At 67.0% G+C, this 17,991-nt stretch carries 20 protein-coding genes; 11 read left to right on the forward strand and 9 right to left on the reverse strand.

The window, feature by feature from the left end; all coding sequences use genetic code 11:
* Positions 1–37: 37 nt before the first annotated feature.
* Positions 38–673: a class I SAM-dependent methyltransferase gene (locus AC5Y2S_RS19835; RefSeq protein ID WP_499957813.1), complete on the forward strand. Its 636-nt coding sequence runs from the start codon at positions 38–40 to the stop codon at positions 671–673.
* Here AC5Y2S_RS19835 and AC5Y2S_RS19840 read toward each other — a convergent pair.
* Both AC5Y2S_RS19840 and AC5Y2S_RS19845 read right to left on the reverse strand, forming a co-directional pair.
* Positions 670–1,158 carry a hypothetical protein gene (locus AC5Y2S_RS19840; RefSeq protein WP_499957814.1) on the reverse strand — a complete coding sequence of 163 codons (489 nt, stop codon included), beginning with the start codon at positions 1,156–1,158 and terminating at the stop codon, positions 670–672. The two genes, AC5Y2S_RS19835 and AC5Y2S_RS19840, sit on opposite strands and share 4 nt — an antisense overlap.
* Before the next feature lies 1 nt (position 1,159).
* Positions 1,160–1,480, reverse strand: a complete 321-nt coding sequence (locus AC5Y2S_RS19845) for a helix-turn-helix domain-containing protein (RefSeq protein ID WP_499957815.1) — start codon at positions 1,478–1,480, stop codon at positions 1,160–1,162.
* Between the two features lie 94 nt (positions 1,481–1,574).
* Here AC5Y2S_RS19845 and AC5Y2S_RS19850 point away from each other — a divergent pair, with 94 nt between their 5' ends.
* Positions 1,575–2,495, forward strand: a complete 921-nt coding sequence (locus tag AC5Y2S_RS19850) for a TIGR03619 family F420-dependent LLM class oxidoreductase (protein ID WP_499957816.1) — start codon at positions 1,575–1,577, stop codon at positions 2,493–2,495.
* Between the two features lie 66 nt (positions 2,496–2,561).
* Here AC5Y2S_RS19850 and AC5Y2S_RS19855 read toward each other — a convergent pair whose 3' ends face one another.
* Positions 2,562–3,113, reverse strand: a complete 552-nt coding sequence (locus AC5Y2S_RS19855) for a chitin-binding protein (RefSeq protein WP_499957984.1) — start codon at positions 3,111–3,113, stop codon at positions 2,562–2,564.
* Positions 3,114–3,363: 250 nt separating this feature from the next.
* Between AC5Y2S_RS19855 and AC5Y2S_RS19860 the strand changes: the two genes are divergently transcribed.
* The 3 genes from AC5Y2S_RS19860 to AC5Y2S_RS19870 all read left to right on the forward strand — a co-directional run bounded on the left by AC5Y2S_RS19860 (position 3,364) and on the right by AC5Y2S_RS19870 (position 6,552).
* Positions 3,364–4,077 carry a VIT1/CCC1 transporter family protein gene (locus AC5Y2S_RS19860; protein WP_499957817.1) on the forward strand — a complete coding sequence of 238 codons (714 nt, stop codon included), beginning with the start codon at positions 3,364–3,366 and terminating at the stop codon, positions 4,075–4,077.
* Positions 4,078–4,225: 148 nt separating this feature from the next.
* Complete coding sequence (locus AC5Y2S_RS19865; protein WP_499957985.1) at positions 4,226–4,996, forward strand: acyl-CoA thioesterase domain-containing protein; 771 nt, start codon at positions 4,226–4,228, stop codon at positions 4,994–4,996.
* A complete protein-coding gene (locus tag AC5Y2S_RS19870) occupies positions 4,993–6,552 on the forward strand; it encodes an AMP-binding protein (RefSeq protein ID WP_499957819.1) in 1,560 nt (519 codons plus the stop codon). The genes AC5Y2S_RS19865 and AC5Y2S_RS19870 overlap by 4 nt, the downstream gene beginning before the upstream one ends.
* Before the next feature lie 48 nt (positions 6,553–6,600).
* Here the strand turns inward: AC5Y2S_RS19870 and AC5Y2S_RS19875 are convergent, their stop codons facing one another.
* Positions 6,601–7,221 carry a TIGR03085 family metal-binding protein gene (locus AC5Y2S_RS19875; protein ID WP_499957821.1) on the reverse strand — a complete coding sequence of 207 codons (621 nt, stop codon included), beginning with the start codon at positions 7,219–7,221 and terminating at the stop codon, positions 6,601–6,603.
* Between the two features lie 92 nt (positions 7,222–7,313).
* Here AC5Y2S_RS19875 and htpG point away from each other — a divergent pair, with 92 nt between their 5' ends.
* Positions 7,314–9,239: a molecular chaperone HtpG gene (htpG, locus tag AC5Y2S_RS19880; RefSeq protein ID WP_499957823.1), complete on the forward strand. Its 1,926-nt coding sequence runs from the start codon at positions 7,314–7,316 to the stop codon at positions 9,237–9,239.
* A 67-nt stretch (positions 9,240–9,306) separates the two neighbouring features.
* Positions 9,307–9,522 carry a hypothetical protein gene (locus tag AC5Y2S_RS19885; protein WP_499957825.1) on the forward strand — a complete coding sequence of 72 codons (216 nt, stop codon included), beginning with the start codon at positions 9,307–9,309 and terminating at the stop codon, positions 9,520–9,522.
* 1 nt (position 9,523) lies between these two features.
* Here the strand turns inward: AC5Y2S_RS19885 and AC5Y2S_RS19890 are convergent, their stop codons facing one another.
* Entirely contained in the window at positions 9,524–10,246 is a 723-nt protein-coding gene (locus tag AC5Y2S_RS19890) for a GntR family transcriptional regulator (RefSeq protein ID WP_499957827.1), read from the reverse strand.
* A 103-nt stretch (positions 10,247–10,349) separates the two neighbouring features.
* On the opposite strand from AC5Y2S_RS19890, the gene AC5Y2S_RS19895 reads away from it, so the two are divergent.
* The gene (locus AC5Y2S_RS19895; RefSeq protein WP_499957829.1) at positions 10,350–11,651 is read left to right on the forward strand and encodes an MFS transporter; all 1,302 of its coding nucleotides are present in this window, start codon (positions 10,350–10,352) and stop codon (positions 11,649–11,651) included.
* A 12-nt stretch (positions 11,652–11,663) separates the two neighbouring features.
* On the opposite strand, the gene AC5Y2S_RS19900 is transcribed toward AC5Y2S_RS19895, so the two are convergent.
* The 3 genes from AC5Y2S_RS19900 to AC5Y2S_RS19910 all read right to left on the reverse strand — a co-directional run bounded on the left by AC5Y2S_RS19900 (position 11,664) and on the right by AC5Y2S_RS19910 (position 14,965).
* Positions 11,664–11,906: an excalibur calcium-binding domain-containing protein gene (locus tag AC5Y2S_RS19900; protein ID WP_499957831.1), complete on the reverse strand. Its 243-nt coding sequence runs from the start codon at positions 11,904–11,906 to the stop codon at positions 11,664–11,666.
* A 96-nt stretch (positions 11,907–12,002) separates the two neighbouring features.
* The gene (locus tag AC5Y2S_RS19905; protein WP_499957833.1) at positions 12,003–13,640 is read right to left on the reverse strand and encodes an NRAMP family divalent metal transporter; all 1,638 of its coding nucleotides are present in this window, start codon (positions 13,638–13,640) and stop codon (positions 12,003–12,005) included.
* Positions 13,637–14,965 (reverse strand): magnesium transporter MgtE N-terminal domain-containing protein, encoded by a 1,329-nt coding sequence (locus tag AC5Y2S_RS19910; protein ID WP_499957834.1) that lies wholly within the window; start codon positions 14,963–14,965, stop codon positions 13,637–13,639. The genes AC5Y2S_RS19905 and AC5Y2S_RS19910 overlap by 4 nt, the downstream gene beginning before the upstream one ends.
* Positions 14,966–15,215: 250 nt before the next feature.
* Between AC5Y2S_RS19910 and AC5Y2S_RS19915 the strand changes: the two genes are divergently transcribed.
* On the forward strand, positions 15,216–15,584 hold the full coding sequence (locus AC5Y2S_RS19915; protein WP_499957986.1) for a bleomycin resistance protein: 369 nt from the start codon (positions 15,216–15,218) through the stop codon (positions 15,582–15,584).
* On the opposite strand, the gene AC5Y2S_RS19920 is transcribed toward AC5Y2S_RS19915, so the two are convergent.
* Positions 15,555–16,433, reverse strand: a complete 879-nt coding sequence (locus AC5Y2S_RS19920; protein ID WP_499957835.1) for a DMT family transporter — start codon at positions 16,431–16,433, stop codon at positions 15,555–15,557. The genes AC5Y2S_RS19915 and AC5Y2S_RS19920 overlap by 30 nt on opposite strands.
* 57 nt (positions 16,434–16,490) lie before the next feature.
* On the opposite strand from AC5Y2S_RS19920, the gene AC5Y2S_RS19925 reads away from it, so the two are divergent.
* The gene (locus tag AC5Y2S_RS19925; RefSeq protein WP_499957836.1) at positions 16,491–17,048 is read left to right on the forward strand and encodes a PNPOx family protein; all 558 of its coding nucleotides are present in this window, start codon (positions 16,491–16,493) and stop codon (positions 17,046–17,048) included.
* Positions 17,049–17,060: 12 nt separating this feature from the next.
* Positions 17,061–17,648, forward strand: coding sequence for a TIGR03086 family metal-binding protein (locus AC5Y2S_RS19930; RefSeq protein WP_499957837.1), 588 nt, complete (start codon positions 17,061–17,063; stop codon positions 17,646–17,648).
* Positions 17,649–17,991 lie beyond the last annotated feature (343 nt).

A 17,991-nucleotide genomic window follows, 5' to 3' on the forward strand; every position in this document is an offset into this window, starting at 1 on the left:
CGCACACTGCCCCGTATTGCATCGTCATACTGAGCCGATGACGTCAGCTCAGCGCCGCGGGCTCAACGACGCGGTCACCCGGATGTGGAGCTTCCTCGCCCCGGCCTACGACCTACCTTTTCTACAGCGGTGGGTGTACCGCCCGCCGCACGACGAGGTGATCGCGCAGCTGCGCGCCCACAACTGTCGCAAGATCGCCGATATCGCATGCGGCACAGGAATTCTCAGCGACCGGATCGAGCGTGAGCTACATCCCGACGAGATCTATGGCGTCGACATGTCCGACGGCATGCTCGCCCAGGCGCGGGCCCGGTCCGACCGGGTGCAGTGGCGGCGCGGCCCGGCCGAGCAGCTGCCCTTCGCCGACGGCGCCCTCGACGCCGTCGTGACCACGTCGGCGTTTCACTTCTTCGACCAACCTGCGGCGCTGCGGGAGTTCCATCGCGTGCTGGCCTCCGGCGGGTTGGTCGCCGTCTCGGCCTTGAGCACGCGGCAACCGATGCTGCAGTCGTCCGCGACCAATCGGTGGAAACCACAGCACAATGCGTCGCCGGCCGAGATGCGGAGCCTGTTCGAGGACGCCGGGTTCACGATCAGCGATCAGCACCGCATCCAGCGACCGGTCTGGACGCGGATCGTTTCGGACCTGATCACCGTCGGCGCCAAGAGCTAGCCGCGCCGCTGCGCGAGGATTTCGCGAAGGGCTGGCAGCGCTCGCTGGTCCTTAGGTCGGTTCGCTGCTTGTTTCGATCGGATGACGTCACGTAGTGATGCGATGCGCACACTCACTCCGTAGAGCTGGACCTGGTCCGCATCGCGGCGCAGATCACGATATCCGCTTGTGCCAGACGGCTGGAAGGTCACGTCGAGATCGCCGGCGTCCGTCGTTAGGTTCCAGGTTTCCGCGCCGGCCAGAGTTTCACCGTCGCAGCTGAAAGGTAGGCCGCGCGGTTCTGACTCGGTGCGGACTCGTGCGTTCAATTCACGTAGGGCAGCGGCGAGGTTGTCTAGGTTTCGCCGTCCAACTTCTGGTGTGATGTCGGCGTCTTCCGTCGGGAAGGGGGAGCCATGGTAGACCGCGGCGAGGCCGCCGATGAGGATGTAGGCAACCTTGTTCCGGTCCAGAACCTCGAGGATGCGAGGCAGGTCGAGGTCCACCTCAATCCCGCCCAGCACTCCGCAGCGCCGCGAGTTGCCCTGCCAATCGGGCGTGGCGATCCATCCGCTGTTGGCCACTGAGACCGGCAAGCCGGGACGCCTGAGCCATGTCACTATCATCAAGCGGCACGAGCATGAGCTCGAGATCGTAGCCGCACAACCGCACCACCCGGCGTACGTCGTCGAGACTGACGGCGGTGCGCCCGGACTCCCAACGCGCAATTGCCGATTGGGTCGTGTCGGCGCGCGTCGCCAACTCGGCCTGCGTAAGGCCCGCGCGTTGCCGGGCCTCGCGCATCAAATCGCCGCCGTACGAGGTCATACAGTCATTATAGCAGCTCTGCTATATCATCGACCGATGCCGCGGCACCGGTCAGAATGCAAGGTACGGGTTGTCGAGCACTCCAGGAGCCCAAATGAAGTTCGCTTTCCCGCTACCGCACATGCTGCGCCTCAAGGCGATCGCCCAGCCCTGGGAGGCCGGCGTCACCGGTGCCGACCAGACCCGAATCGCCAAGCGCGCCGAAGCGATGGGCTACGACATGATCGCGATCCCCGAGCATTTCGTCATACCCACCGAGCACGTCGAACTGTCGGGCCCGCATTACCTTTCCTCGACCGTCGCGCAGGCCTACCTCGCGGGAGCCACCGACAAGATCCGGCTGAATTCGTGTGTCACGATACTGCCGCTGCAGCACCCGATCGTGCTCGCCAAGGCGCTCGCGACGGCCGACTGGATGAGCGGCGGACGCATGATGGTGACGTTCGGAATCGGCTGGCTGGAGCGCGAATTCGACTTCCTCGGGGTGCCCTTTCGCGAACGCGGCCGCATCGCCGACGAGTATCTCGAGGCCATCCTCGAGCTGTGGACCAGCGACTCGCCCCGCTTCGAGGGCCGTTACGTGTCGTTCCGGGACATCGCCTTCGAGCCCAAACCGGTTCAGAAACCGCATCTTCCGGTATGGATCGGGGGCGACGCCGATGCCGCGCTGAAGCGCGCCGCGCGATTCGCCTCCGGTTGGTGGCCGTTCCTGACCCCGCCGGAAAAGATCGCCGAGCGCGTCGAGTTCATCAAGAGTCAACCCGCCTACGACGGGCGCCCGTTCGAGGTCATGCACGGGCTGGGCACGACGCGGGTCGGTGAGGGACACCGCGTCGTCAAAGACTCAGACGACCGTCCCGGCGGGGGCGTGCAGGAGATCGTCGATCGCCTGAACTGGCTCGCCGAGCAGGGGGTGACCTTCAGTGCGGTGCCGGTTCCCGCAGTCCGCGGGGTCGACGAGTACCTCGACTACGCACAGTGGGTCATCGAGGAGATCAAGCCCAAAGTCGTCTGAGCGCAAACGATCCCGCCGATGCCCGCCCCACCGACCGGCGAGGCGGGCAACGTGCGGGTCGACCCGTTACAGCGGAATCCAGACCCCGAAGAACCAGAAGCCCCACTGGTTGAAGCCGGGGTCCCAAACGGGCGTCTCGTTGTAGCCGTAGTAGTTGATGGGGCCATACCCCCACGGGCCGCCCGGCGGCGGAAGGGGCCTGTCCCACGCCGGCCGCGGTGGCTCACCCCAGCCCCAGGGCGCGGGCCCCTCCCCCCACGGCGCGCCGTGGAAGTAGCCGCGATGCGCATCGCCGCGCCATGGGCCACCCGGTCCACCCGGGCCGCCGGGACCGCCGGGATGATCGAACCCGGGGCCGCCCGGGCCACCCGGTCCGCCCGGGTGATCGGGCGGCGGTCCGCCAGGCCCACCGGGGCCGCCAGGCCCAGCGGGCCCGCCCGGATGACCGGGCCCACCCGGGCCCCCGGGACCGCCCGGTCCGGCGGGGCCGCCCGGGCCCCCGGGTCCGCCCGGATCGTTCGGTCCGGCCGGGCGGTGATCCCCCGGGGCCGGGCCGCCGTGGTTGCCGCCGGGAGCCGGCGGCTGTCCCGGTGCGGCGAACGCCGAACCGGCGCCCATGCCCAGGGCGGCGGCGCCCAGAGCGCCGACGATCGTTCCCCCCGCAATGAATTGCTTGAATCTCATAGTCCTTCACCTGTCCAAAAGTGAGTACCTAGAACCCCCCGACAACCACAGGCTAGATAGCCCATCTATGGATCCGCTGTGACTGACCCAAGCGCAACTTTTGGGCATTAAGGCAAGGCTGTGCTAGGTATGGCGAGGCTATAGTTGCTGGTCGGACGCGGTTTTGGCGTATATGGTTGCGGTCGTGTCGACTACCTCCCACCCCGCCGAACCCCATGTGGGTTCGGTGTCGTCCAAGCTGAACTGGCTGCGCGCCGGAGTGCTGGGCGCCAACGATGGCATCGTGTCCACCGCCGGCATCGTGGTCGGTGTCGCGGCGGCGACGGTGGACCGCGGCCCGATCTTGACGGCCGGAATCGCCGGGCTGGCCGCCGGGGCCGTGTCGATGGCGTTGGGTGAATACGTCTCGGTCAGCACCCAGCGGGACACCGAGCAGGCGCTGTTGACCAAGGAAATGCAGGAGTTGCAGGACGATCCGGCCGCCGAATTGGACGAGCTCGCCGAGCTTTACGAGGCCAAGGGTCTGTCACCGGCAACCGCGCGCACCGTGGCCGAGGAACTCACCGACCACAATCCCTTCGTCGCCCACGCCGAGGTCGAACTGGGCATCCACCCCGAGGAGCTGACCAATCCGTGGCAAGCCGCGCTGTCCTCGGCGCTGTCATTCACCGTTGGCGCGTTGTTGCCTTTGATCGTGATCCTGGTGCCGCCGACGGCCTGGAGAATTCCGGCCACCGTCGTCGCGGTGCTCCTGGCCCTGGTGCTGACGGGGGCGGTGTCCGCGGGACTCGGCGGTGCGCGGCAGGGCCGGGCGGTGGCCCGCAACGTCATCGGCGGCGGGCTCGCGTTGGCGGTCACTTACGTGATCGGGCACCTGGTGGGAGCCGCGATCGCGTGAGCATCTCGGCGGCGGCCGCCACACGTCGGGACTGGAAACAGAAACTGTAATATCAACTGTTGCCGTCCTGACGAGAAAGGGTCGCGCTTTGACCGAAACGAAGATCGCGCCCGATGACGCCGATGCCGAGGCGCAGGTCCCGTATTTTGTGCGCGACGAAAACCGTTTCGTGCCAAATGGAATCGCGCGGGGCGGCTGGGGCCCGTCACTCAGCGGCCACGTCGTGGGCGGGCTTTTGGGGTGGGCCGCCGAACGCGTGGTGGACGATCCGCAACTGCAACCCGCGCGGCTGACCGTCGACCTTCCCGCGCCGACCCTGCTGGAACCGATCGAGGTCCACACCCGGGTGCATCACGACCGCCGGCGATTGCGGCTCGTCGAGACCGTCCTCACTCAGCGCGGCGCCCCCGTCGCGCGGGGGAGCGCATTGTTTCTGCGGCGCGGCCCACAGCCCGAGGGCGACGTGTGGTCCCCGGCCGTGCAGATGCCGCCGCTACCGATCGACGACGGCCCCGCACCCTCGCTTTTCATGCGAACCTACGGCTGGGGCACCGAGATTCAGAACCCCGATCCCGAGTGGGCCGACACCTTCGGACCAAAATACACCTGGCTGCATGACACGCGCTCGCTGATCGACGGCGAACCGCTGAGCGCCTTCACCCGCGCCGCAATGTCCGCCGACATCACGGCCTCGCTCGCCAATTGGGGCACAAACGGATTGCAGTTCATTAATGTCGACTACACCCTCACGCTGACCCGATTGCCGGAAGGGCCCCACATCGGCCTGGCCTCCCTCACGCACTACAGCAACGACGGGGTGGCCACCGGTTCGGCCGCCCTCGTCGACCACAGCGGCCCGATAGGTAGCTCCGTGTCAGTCGCCATCGCGCACTCCGGGTTCAAGCCGCCGACGGGATGAGCGAGGAAACCTACTGGGCGTTGATCGCCGCGGCCGCAGCGCGCGGTTCCGACCGGCCGCTGCTCGCCGACGAGTTCGGCCGCAGCCTCACCGCCCGTCAGTTCCACGATGAGGCATGCGCGACGGCCGCCGCGTTCGCCGAACGGGGGATAGGCGCGGGAACTGTGGTGTCGTGGCAGCTGCCGACGACGCTCGAGGCCGCGGTCGTCATGGCGGCGCTGGCGCGGCTCGGCGCGGTCCAGAACCCGATCATCCCGATACTGCGTGAGCACGAGGTTGGCTTCATCACCGCGCAGCTGTCATCGGAATTCTTTGTGGTGCCCGAGTTTTGGCACGGATTCGACTACGGCGGGCTGGCGCGGGCCCTCGCCCCGGACCGCGGCTTCCAGGTCATCACCGTTGACCTGGCGACACCGCCGGCGGCCCGCGAGCTGCGGCTGCCGCGGGCGAGCGCCGACGCCCTCGGGCCGCCGCCGGGGCCTACCGCCGGTGCGCGCTGGATCTACTATTCGTCGGGAACCACCGCGGCCCCCAAGGGGATTCGCCATACCGACGCGTCGGTGATGGCCCCCGCCGCAGGGTTGGTGGAAAAGATGGGAATCACCAGCAGCGACGTGGATCCCGTCGCCTTTCCGTTCGCGCACATCGGCGGTGCCGTGATGCTGGCCGCCGGCCTGTTGACCGGCATGCGGTTGGCGCTGTTCGAGGTATTCGACCCGGCCACCACGCCGCTGTCCATCGCCGCGCACAACCCGACGTTCCTGGGCATGGCGACCCCGTTCTTCCTGGCATTCCTCGATGCCCAACGAAACCACGGCGACCAGCCGCTGTATCCCTTCGTGCGGGGTTGTCTGGCCGGCGGCGCGCCGATCACCGCCGAACTGGGACACCAGGTCCGCGAGACCTTCGGTGTGGCTGGCATCGCCAACGCGTGGGGACTCACCGAGTTTCCGGTGGCGACCTCGCCGCCGCTGGTGGCGGCGCCGGAGGTGCTCGACCACACCGTCGGCGCGCCGGGACCCGGGGTCAGCGTCCGGGTCGTCGACGACCGGGGAATCGAACTGCCGGTCGGGCACGAGGGCGAGCTGCGGCTCAAGGGACCCCAATGCTTCCTCGGCTACGCGGATGCCAGGCTTGACGTTGACGCGTTCGACGCCGACGGATGGTTGCGCACAGGCGATCTCGGGCTGATCGACGCGGACGGCAACGTCCGCGTCACGGGCCGGATCAAGGATGCGATCATCCGCAATGCCGAGAACGTCTCGGCCCAGGAAGTCGAAAACGCGCTGGCGAGCCATCCCGCCGTTGCCGATGTCGCGGTTATCGGGGTGCCCGACCCGCGCACCGGCGAGCGCGTCTGCGCCGTGGTGGTACCGGCGTCAAGTGACAATGTGTCGCTGGAATCGCTAGTGCAACACTGCCATTCGCAAGGGTTGAGCCGCTACAAGCACCCAGAGCGCCTGGTTATCGTCGATGCGCTACCGCGCAATCAGTTCGGCAAGGTGATCAAGAAAGAGCTGCGCGAGGCCTTCACCGCCGGTCGTCTGCAAACTTGATAGCGCATTCGCTATCAAGTTTTCGATTCGGGTCACACCGCGGCCCGGCTACAACCCCTTGGGCGCGTCGCGAACCGCTTGCACCGCCGCCGCGTCGCCGTCGTACTCGACCCGTGCCTCCCGCCCGACGGAGAACAGCAGCAGTTCCTCGGGCGGACCGGTGACCACGACCGCCGGGCCGGAGCCGGCCGTCAGCAACGTTTTCCCCCCGGGCGTGCGCAACGCCACCCGGCCCGGGACCTTGCCAAGCGTGACCCGGGCCATCAGCGACAGCGTGCGCTGCAGCGCCCGGCACATCCCTTGCTCCAGCACGCGGGGCTCCCAGTCCGGCTGCGCGCGGCGCACGTCCTCGTGGTGGATGAACATCTCGGCGACGTTGGCCACCGGGTCGAGCAGGATGAACGGCGAATAGGCCGGCGGGCCGGACGCGACCTTGTTCACCAGCTCATCCCAGTCGTTCTTCGCGGCCACCTCGTCCTGCACCTTCGCGGTGTGGGCCGCGAAGAACGGGATCATGATGCCCGGCGCGGCGTCGGGCCGGTACTCCCGGATCACCAGGTGGGCGGCCAGGTCTCGCGTTGTCCAGCCTTCGCACAAGGTGGGCGCGTCGGGGCCGACAGCCCGCATGGTCTCGACGAGGGCGGCGCGTTCGCGTTGAGCAACGGACATGGGTTCAGGGTAGGGCCAGCCCGTGGGCGCGGACCATCCGCATCTCGGTAAATTTGCAGCGTCGTATCCGGAAGGAAAGTGCAGGGAATGTCATGAACGCGCGTGTCGAGCAGCTGGAATTTCAGGCCGAGGCCCGGCAACTGCTGGATTTGATGGTTCACTCGGTCTACTCCAACAAGGACTCGTTTCTGCGGGAGCTGATCTCGAACGCCTCCGATGCGCTGGACAAGCTGCGCCTCGAAGCGTTTCGCAACAAGGACCTCGACGTCGACACCTCCGACCTGCACATCGAGATCGATGTCGACAAGAGCGCACGAACGCTCACCATCCGCGACAACGGCATCGGGATGACGCGCGAGGAGGTAATCGACCTGATCGGCACGCTGGCCAAGTCCGGCACCGCCGAGCTGCGCCAGCAGCTCAGGGAGGCCAAAAATGCGGCGGCCTCCGAGGAATTGATCGGCCAATTCGGCATCGGCTTCTATTCGAGCTTCATGGTCGCCGACAAGGTCGAGCTGCTGACCCGCAAGGCAGGGGAGAGCGACGCCACCCGGTGGGAATCCAGCGGCGAGGGCACCTACACCATCGAAACCGTGGACGGCGCGCCGCAGGGAACCTCGGTCACCCTGCACCTCAAGCCCGAAGACACCGAGGACGAGCTGCACGACTACACCGCGGAGTGGAAGATCAGGCACCTGGTCAAGAGGTACTCCGACTTCATCGCCTGGCCCATCCGGATGGAGGTCGAGAAACGCACCCCCGCGGACGAAGAGGGCGGCGACGAGACGGTCACCATCGAGACCGAGACCCTCAACTCGATGAAGGCGCTGTGGGCCCGGCCCAAGGAGGAAGTCTCCGCCGAGGAATACAACGAGTTCTACAAGCACATCGCGCACGCGTGGGAGGACCCCCTCGAGGTCATCGCGATGAAGGCCGAGGGCACCTTCGAGTACCAGGCCTTGCTGTTCATCCCGTCGCACGCCCCGTTCGACCTGTTCGACCGCGACTCCCACGTCGGGATCCAGCTCTACGTCAAGCGCGTGTTCATCATGGGCGACTGCGACGAGCTGCTGCCGAAATACCTGCGTTTCGTCAAGGGCGTCGTCGACGCACAGGACTTGTCGCTCAACGTGTCTCGCGAAATCCTGCAGCAGGACCGTCAGATCAAGGCGATCCGTCGCCGGCTGACCAAGAAGGTCCTGTCCACCATCAAGGAGCTGCAGTCCGAGCGTCCGGACGACTACCGCACCCTGTGGACCCAGTTCGGCCGGGCCATCAAAGAGGGCCTGCTGTCCGACGCCGACAACAAGGACATGCTGCTGCAGGTGTCCTCGTTCGCCTCCACCCACAGCGAGGAGGAGGCCACCACCCTGGCCGAGTACGTGGAGCGGATGAAGGAAGGTCAGCAGCAGATCTTCTACGCCACCGGCGAGACCCCCCAGCAGCTGCTGAAGTCACCCCACCTGGAGGCCTTCAAGGCCAAGGGTTATGAAGTGCTCCTACTGACAGATCCCGTCGACGAAGTGTGGGTGGGGGTGGTTGACGAGTTCGACGGCAAGCCGCTGCAGTCGGTGGCCAGGGGCGAGGTGGACCTCGACTCCGCTGAGGGCAAGAGCGAGGCCGAGCGCGAGGAGCAGGAAAAAGAGTTCGCCGCCCTGCTGACCTGGCTAAAGGAGACGCTGAGCGAGCACGTCAAGGACGTGCGGCTGTCGACGCGGCTGACCGAGTCGCCCGCCTGCCTGATTACCGACGCCTTCGGGATCACACCGACACTCGCACGCCTCTACCGCGCCACCGGGCAGGACGTTCCGATGGGCAAGCGGATCCTTGAACTCAACCCGCATCATCCGCTCGTAACCGGGCTACGGGACGCGCACAAGGACCGCGCCGACGACCCGTCGGTCGCCGAGACCGCCGAATTGCTCTACGGCACAGCGCTTCTCGCCGAAGGCGGGGCGCTCGACGATCCGGCGCGGTTCGCCGAGCTGCTCGCACAGCGATTGGCCCGCACGGTTTGAGCGTTTTCGGGTAGCCAGCGGGCGTTTAATGCGATTGAATTTTGCCTGGAAGGGATAATCACATCGCATGGCCAAGTTCCGGATCATCGACCCACATGGCGGGATTGTGGCGACGAAGGATTTCGAGAGCGCCGATGCCGCACACGCGTGGTTCACCGACGCGGTCGCGGGCAGCACCGAGCTGGGCTGGCGCATGGAGGTCGACGACGCGGGGCAGTGGGCATTCTTCGATGACACCGAGGGCTTCACCGCCCCGGCCAGCCGCCGTCCGTTCAAGCGCTGATTTACCGACGCGACATTTCGGGTGGGCTTTCGCCAAGCACACGGTGGAGCAGGTTGCCGGTGCCGAGCAGGTGCTTGGTGACCAGCGACTGCGCGCCCTCGACGTCGCCCCCGCGCACGGCCTTGAGCAACGCCGCGTGTTCGCGGTCTGACTCTCCCTTGTAGGACGGCAGCCCGAACTTGAGCCGCAGGTAGCGCTCGCCCCGCTCGTGCAGCATGCCGATCAGCGCGAGAAGTTGTGGCCGCCCGGCCGGCTCGTAGAGGCTGGTGTGAAAGGCCTCGTTGCGCGCAACGTAAAGCGACGGCTCGGTTTCGGCCGCGGCCTCGTTGCAGAGCGCTTCGGCGTGGCGCAGGGTGGCGGCCGTGTGAGCGGGTATCGCCAGCCCGATGGCGAGGCTCTCGAGGGCGGCGCGCATTTCGTAGACTTCGCGGGCCTCGTCGGCCGATAGCGGGGCGACAGTCGCCCCCTTGTTCAGCTCCACCTTGGCCCAGCCTTCGCTCTCCAGCTGGCGCAGAGCCTCGCGAACCGGGATCGCGCTGACGGAGAAGTGCCGCGCGATGGCGTCTTGGCGCAGCGGTACCCCCGGCCCCAGCGTGCCTTCGACGATGGCGGCGCGCAGCGCGTTGGCAATCAACCGTGACGTGCTGCCTCGCTCGGCCACCGAGAGCGCCGTGGGTAGCGCGCTCAGTGCGTTGTCCGACGGGGACCGACCTGTTACGCTCATCACTATATTATATACAATGTGATGCCGGTCGGTCGTTAGCGCCAAACCGGCTCGCGCTTACGCGGATCCCAATAGCCGTTCCACCCGTGTCAACGGAGGCCAGATGACGTCAACGACGCAGCCGGCAAGCCTCACCAGGCGTCGCACGCCGCTCAACCGCTCGCAGATCGCGGGTTTCTGGGGCGCGTGGACGGGCTGGACGCTCGACGGGATGGATTCGTTCATCTACGCGCTCGTGCTCGCGCCCGCGCTGACCGAGCTGCTGCCGCGTTCGGGTTTCGCCGCGACGTCTACCAATGTCGGTCTCGCGGGCTCGATTCTGTTTGCCCTGTTCCTGGTGGGCTGGGGCCTGTCGTTCATCTGGGGGCCGATCGCCGACCGGTTCGGTCGCACCAAGGTGCTGGCCGCGACCATCTTCACCTTCGCGATCTTCACCGGGCTTTCGGCCGCGGCGCAAAACGTATGGGAGCTGGCCATTTTCCGCTTTGTCGCGGGCGTCGGCATCGGCGGCGAGTGGGCGCTGGCGGGCACGTATGTGGCGGAGGCGTGGCCCGAGGACCGGCGCAAGATGGGGGCGGGCTATCTCCAGACCGGCTACTACGCGGGATTCTTCCTCGCGGCGGCCCTGAACTACACGATCGGGGTCCATTTCGGCTGGCGGGCAATGTTTCTGACGGGCGCGGTGCCGGTCGTCGTCGCGATCCTGATCTTGACGCGGGTGAAGGAAACCGAGAAGTGGGAGAAGCTGGAGGCTCAGCCCACGGTCCGCGTGAACCCGCTGCGTGAGATTCTCGGCGCGCGCTACCGGCGTCGAACCTGGGTGGCGTGCGCGCTGCTGACTATCGCGATCGTGGGCCTGTGGGCCGGCGCCGTCTACGAACCCACCGCCGTGATCCAGTTGGCGCAGCATGCGGGTTTCGACAAGGCCGACGCAACCAGAACCGCGTCCTGGGCCACGGGCCTGCTGTCCATCGGCACCATCTTGGGATGTCTGGTCGTGCCGATCCTCTCCGAGCGCATCGGTCGCCGCAAGACACTCGCGATTTACTTTGCGGGAATGGCCGTTTCGATCACCGGCAGCTTCGGTTGGGCGTTCTATCTACCGAACGGGCTCGCGCCGTTCATCGCGTGGCTTTTCGTCCTCGGGTTCTTCGGCGGCAACTTCGCAATCTTCAGCCTCTGGTTGCCCGAGCAGTTCGAGACACGGGTGCGCGCGACGGCGTTCGCGTTCTGCACCTCGTTCGGCCGATTCGTCGGCGCGGGCGTGAATTTCTTGCTCGGCGCGGCGGTGCTGCACCTGCATACGCTCGGATTGCCCGTGGCCCTGACGGCCATCGCGTTCGTGATCGGGCTTTTCGTCATCCCGCTGGCACCCGAGACGCGGGGCGAGGCGCTGCCCCAATAGGGGGTGCCGAGTTCAGTGGCACACCTCGCAAGCGATGCCGTCGCCGTCGCGATCAAGCGGGGCCCGATAACCCGGCTGTCCGATGTAAATCGGAGCCGCTCCGGCGGCGCACGCCGCCCTGCAGTTGGGGTAATAGACGTTCGACCCGGTTGTCGGGGCGGGCGACGGCGTGGTGGTTGACGGTGCCGCATTGGCGCCGGGTGCCACCGCTATCCCGATAACGATTGCTCCGACGATGAACGCTCGCTGAAGCATGGTACAAACCTCCTACCTCGCCGGGCTCACGTGCTTTGCTGCTGACAGCTCAGCTAACACCGTGCAGCATTGGTGAGGCAAGCGCTTTGGCGAAGTTCAGCGGCCGAGCTGGACGGCCTTGACGACCAGCAGCAGCGCGCCCACAACCAGGTAGCTGCGCAGGGCGATCATGCCGAGCCGGGTGCCGGGGGACCAGGTGACCGGTTCGAGCAGGGTCAGCGGCGGCATCCGCCAGGTGTTGCGGTCGACGGGACGTGCCGGCGGCATCGGGGCCGGTGACGCGGGCTGGCCGCGGGACATCCAGCGCAGCGTCGGCACCGCCGCGGCGGCGAGTATGACCAGCGCCAGGCAAAGGTAGCCGGCGACGGCGACGACGTCGATGTGGGGGAACAGGGTGGTGGCCATCAGGATCCCGGACAACAGCAGCAGGATGCCGACGATCAGCCCGGCGACCCAGTTGAGCCAGCGCCGATTGACCCAGGGCCCCAACACTTCCCGGTCGTTGCACAGCAACAGCAGGAACACGCTGGCGCTGGGCAACAGCAGGCCGGCCAGCGCTTGCACGGCGGTGGTGATCAAACCCAGTGGCGCGCCGGGGATGAGCACGATGGCCGCGGCCAGCGCCACCATCGCGGTGTAGGACAGGTAGAACTGCTTGGCGTCGGCGAACCCGCGGTGCAGCGAATGCTTGAGGCCGAAGACGTCGCCGAAGGCGTAACTGGTGGCCAGCGTCACGGCGGCCGCGCCGATGATCGACGCGTCCATCAGCACGATGGCGAAAAACGCGCCGAGCGTAGCGCTGTGCTGGCCGAGTAGGTGCGCGATGGCCCCGGCGTCGGAGAAGCCGCCCACGGTGTTTGTCGAGCGCGCCGCCCAATCGCCGGTCATCACGAGGGCCGCGGCGCCGACGATCACGACGAAGGCCCCGATCACGGTGTCGGCGCGCTCGTAGGCCATGAACCGCGGGGTGATCCGCTTGTCGACGACATTGGACTGCTGAAAAAACAGCTGCCAGGGCGCGACGGTGGTGCCGACGATGGCGATGATCAGCAGCACCGCGTCGGAACTCACCCCGCCCGAGATGCTCGGCACCACAAACGACTTCGCCGCATGCGCCCACTGCGGGTGCGACATGAGCAGCATCGGGATCTGCAGCAGGGTGACTGCGATGAAGATGAACATGGCCCGCTCCCAGCGGCGGAAGCTGCCGCTGGCCATGATGGCGACCAGCGCCACCGCCGAGATGGGGACCACGACGTATTTGGACACGCCGATGTAGTCGGCGGCCAGGGTGATACCGATGAACTCTGTGACGATGGTCAGGAAGTTGAGCAGGAACAGGTCGCCAACGGAGAACCAGCCCCAGCCGCGGCCGAAGCGTTCGTTGATCAGCCGCGCGTGACCGACCCCGGTGACCGCACCGAGCCGGACCACCATCTCCTGGTTGACGATCAGTACCGGGATGAGCAGCAGCAGCACCCACAACAGGGAGTAGCCGTAGTTCTGGCCGGCCTGGGTGTAGGTGGCGACCCCGCCGGCGTCGTTGTCGCCGACCATCACGATGATCCCGGGGCCGACGATCGCCAGCAGCGTCAGCAGGCGGGTCTTCCACGTCCGCGAATGGTCGCCATCGCTGAGCTTGATGCGCCCGAACGCGCCCTCGATATCGCCCAGGTGTGCGGTGTCGAGCACCGCGCTGAGCCCGGGTTTGGTCTCGTCGGCGCTGGACGTCACGGTGTCTCGGCTCCAGGGGCGTGGCTGTCGGTCGGTTGGGTGATCTCGCGGAACGGACGCGGAGCGGGCTCGCGGCGGCGCCAGTCCTCGGGGATGGTTGCTTCCAGGACGTCGTCGACGGTGACCACCCCGAGCACGCGGTCCTCGTCGTCGACGACGGGGATGGAGTACAGGTTGAAGTCGGCCATCAACAGCGCGATGTCGGTCAGATCGGCGTCGGCGGTGACGCAGACCGGATCGGAATCCATCAGTGCCCCAACGCCTTCGGTGGCATCGGCCTGCAGCAGGGTAATCACCGACACCACACCGGCCAGCCGCCCGTCCTCGTCTAGGACGTGCAACTTGATCAACGCCTCCGGCTGGACGTTGGAGGCGGCGGCGATCAGCGACAGCGCGAAGCCCGCAGTCGCGGTGGCCGCGCAGGAAACGAAGTCGACGTTCATCAGCCCGCCGGCGCTTTCGGGGTTGAACCCCATCAGCGTGATCACCTTGGTGCGCTGCGGGCCGGGCATGAGCTCCAGCACGCGTCGTCGTCGTGACTGGCGCAGGTCGGCGATCGCGTCGGCGGCATCGTCGGCGCGCATCCGGCCCAACAGGGCGGCGACCTCGTCGTCGGGCATGCCGTCCAGCAGCCGGCTCGCCTTGTCCGGGTCCAACTCCTCGAACACGTCGGCTTCCAGTTCCGGGTCACTGTGCACCCGGTCGAGGATTTCGCCGCCTTCGGCCTTGTCGGCCTCCTCGAGCAGATCGGCGATCTCGGCGGCCTTGAACTCGCCGAACCGGTCCGAGAGGCGCCGCACCGCGTCGGAGCCACCGTGACCGATCAGCGGTTCGAACGCCTTCCAGTCGCGGGCCGCGTGCCCGCCGGAGTGCCTGATCAGCCCGAACAACGTCGGCGGCCGGCGAGTGTCCAGCCGCGCAACCACCCACCCGGCGCCGGTGTCCTCGAGCTCGACGTCATACGCGCGCACCAAATCCGCGGCGGCCACGTCGATCAGCCGGTGGCCCAGCACGTCGGCGCGCAGCAGCACCTCGCCGTCGCGGCGCTCGAAGCCGCGGAGGTCAACTTTGTTCTTGGTCAAGATGGTTCGTTTCGGGGCGAACTCTTCGATGGATTTGGTGCCGATGAACACCCGACGGCCGCCGACCCCGGCCACGATCCCTGTCACCGCCGGATAGTCGTCCGCGCCCCGCAGGCGCACGATCACGTCCTCGACGCGGCCGACGGCCTCACCGGCGCGGGCCACGATCGGCGCGCGCAGCAGCTCGGAGAGATGGATCACCGGCAGCCCACCGGGGGGCTTCGCCTGCTCTGATGTGCTCACTTGTCCTCCTCAACGCTGTGCGACAGTCGCCCGCAGAATGCCATCTGCGGGTGCGGCTTACAACCAGGTTCGGTGATGGCGCAAGTATCGTGGCTTGACCGGTTCGGCCGCCAGAGCCTACGCCGCCGACGCGGGGCACAGCTATAGTCAACGGGTAAACGGCTGGTGGCCATCGGGATACGGCCCGACCGCTATTCAGAGGTGGATTGCGGGTGGAGCGTACGACAGCGTTTCGCTGGCACACTGTGGTGTGCCCGAAATCGCGTTCAACTCCGTGTCCCCGATCGTGCCCGTCAGAGACCTCGACGTCGCGCTCGACCGCTATCGCACGCTCGGCTTCGACGCGCGCGCCTACGAGGGCCCGGCGCGCTACGGGTTCGTCGACCGCGGCTCCGTCTCCATCCACCTCACCGAGTGGGACGAGCACGACCCGCTGAGCACCGCCTCCAGTGTGTATCTCTACGTCAGCGACGCCGACGCCCTCTACGCGGAATGGGCGGCGCTGGAAAATCTGCCCGGCCGCCTGATCGAACCACAGGAAACAGACTACGGTTTAAGGGAATTCGCCTACGTCGATCCCGACGGAACCCTACACCGGGTCGGTTCGCGGAACGTCTGACTCCGTGGCCTGGCTGCGCGCCAGGGCCACCGCCGCGGCGATCATCACCGAGACCGAGACGCCGAGCGCGACCATGCCGATGTGGTTGGTGCTCAACGTCTCACCCAATACGGTGACGCCCAGCACCGATCCGACGATGGGTTCGGCGACGGTCACCGCGGGTAGCGACGCGGTGAGCGAGCCGGCCCGAAACGCCGACTGCTCCCACGCCGTCGCCGCGAGGCCCAGCAGCGCCCAGACGTACAACTCGGGCGCGCGCAGCAGCGCGGGCACGCCGTGGCCGAGCTGATCGACGACGCCCTTCGTCAGGACCGTGAAGACACCCCACAGCGAACCCGACATCAGTCCCAGCAACAGCGCGCTGACCCAACCCGAGAACATCTGGGCGCCAATCACACACAGGAACAGACAGGGGCCGATGACCAGGCCCACGACGATCCACGTCCGAACCGACCCGCGCGGGATTCCGGCCTGCGGGTTGCCGACCGTGACCACGACCGTGACGGCGGCGGCAAGCAGCACGGCCCAGATCCCTTGCCACCGAGTGATTTTGCGGTGATTGGCGGCCGCGCTGATGAGCAGCGCGAACAGCAGGGACGTCACGGACAGCGCCTGCACCAGCACCACCGACCCCAAGCCGAGCGCCGCGGCCTGCAACCCGAAGCCGGCGGCGGCCACCAGGCTGCCCGTCCACCATCGGCGGTCGCGCAGCAGCCGGCGAAACAGCGCCAATGTGCCGACCGGCTTGTCGGTGACCTGCTGCGCGGATCGCTGTTCGAGGACATCGCCGATGCCGATCATGAACGCCGCGCCGATCGCGAGCAGCGCCGCGATGCCCGTCCTGCCCACCGGGACCTCCTATGTAATCGACTCACCTCGGGACTTGCGACCCTAGACGGTCGCGCGGTGGACGGCGAAAAGTCGGTGTTCGTGGTCCGCCGAAGGCTTCTGTACGGGTTTGTGATGCTGCCCGCCATTGTGGTTGGCGCGGTAGTGGCCGCCTATCTGCTCTTGCTCGGCTGGGGGATGCTCATGCGCGTGCAGCGAATCAGCGATCGGACGCGGCACGCCACCAAGCGATTGAATCCCTATCTGCGCGGGGTCGCCGGAACCCGGCTCGGCAGGCTCTACTTCAATCTGAGCGCGTTGCACCACGTCGGTCGGCGCAGCGGCCGGCCCTACGTGACCCCGCTGAGTGCATATCCCCTCGGTGATGGTTTCGTGCTCGCGGCGGCATACCCCCATGTTGACTGGTTGGACAATGTGCTGGCCGCCGGCGAATGCACGCTCATGTGGAACGGCGCCGAGTATGCGCTTGAACGGCCCGAGGTGATTTCGCGGGCAGAGGCGATGACGGCCTATCCGTTGCTGGTGCGGCCGTTCCTGGCGGGTGCCGCGGGACAGAACAAGTTCGTGTTGCTGCATCGCGTCGGAACCCCGACACGGCAAATGGCCGCTGGCTGATTGCGAAGGTACATGAACGACACGACGACGCGGATGGGCGTCTTGGCCGCCGAAGCAATGGATCTGCTCATTGACGCGGTGGATGAGATCGCGCCGGAGAGCTGGGACATGCCGTCCAACCTTGAGGGCTGGACGGTGAGGGAGCTGGTCGGTCACGCGACCGGGAGCGCAGCGAAGATCGTGACGCTTGTTGAGAACGGAAAGGTCTGGGACGGCCCCTCCCAACCGGCCGACTGGATATGCGACGACCCGGCGGCACGCCTTCGCGAGCTGAGCACCAGGCTGCGCGACGCCCTACCCGGCGCCGATCTTGACGCGACGCGGAAGTCGCCGGAGGGCGAGGTTTCGTTGCATCGGGCTCTGACCTATCCCGTTTCGGACCTGGCCATGCATAGCTGGGACGTGCACGCCTCGCAGGGCCGGTTGATCGAGCTGCCCGGGGACCTGCTGGCGCTGTGCAGGGGGCTGGTGGAGGCGGTGCCGGAAAACGTGTTGCGGCGACCCGGCGGCTTCGGGCCGGCGCAGTCGGCGCCAGATGGTTCGACTCCGACGGCGCGGCTTATGGCCTATCTCGGGCGCTCGGTCGAAAACCGCGGCTGAGTGCTGGCTGTCACGATGGGTTCTCTGGACCGATGCGAGCCAACAGCTTTCCCGGAGCCGAGGCGAACCGGAATAAAGATCGTCGCCGCGTATTGCATTTTCGCGGGGATGTCCGAGATATGGGTTGGGATTACCGGTAACTGGATGAGGTTGCTGTCCAAGCCGCTGAAGCCGTCTTTCCGTACTGCCCTCGTCGGAGCCTTGTATGTTGCCGCTGGCATATCTCTATCGCAGAACAAGAGAACCAGCGCCCCGTTGGGCATCGTGTTCATCCTGTTAGAGGTCCTTGGGCGCGTTCACCTGGTGCGGACCGGAACTTACCCGTCGCGAGGTCCCGACTTCG

Source organism: Mycobacterium sp. NGS69 (assembly GCF_059812165.1).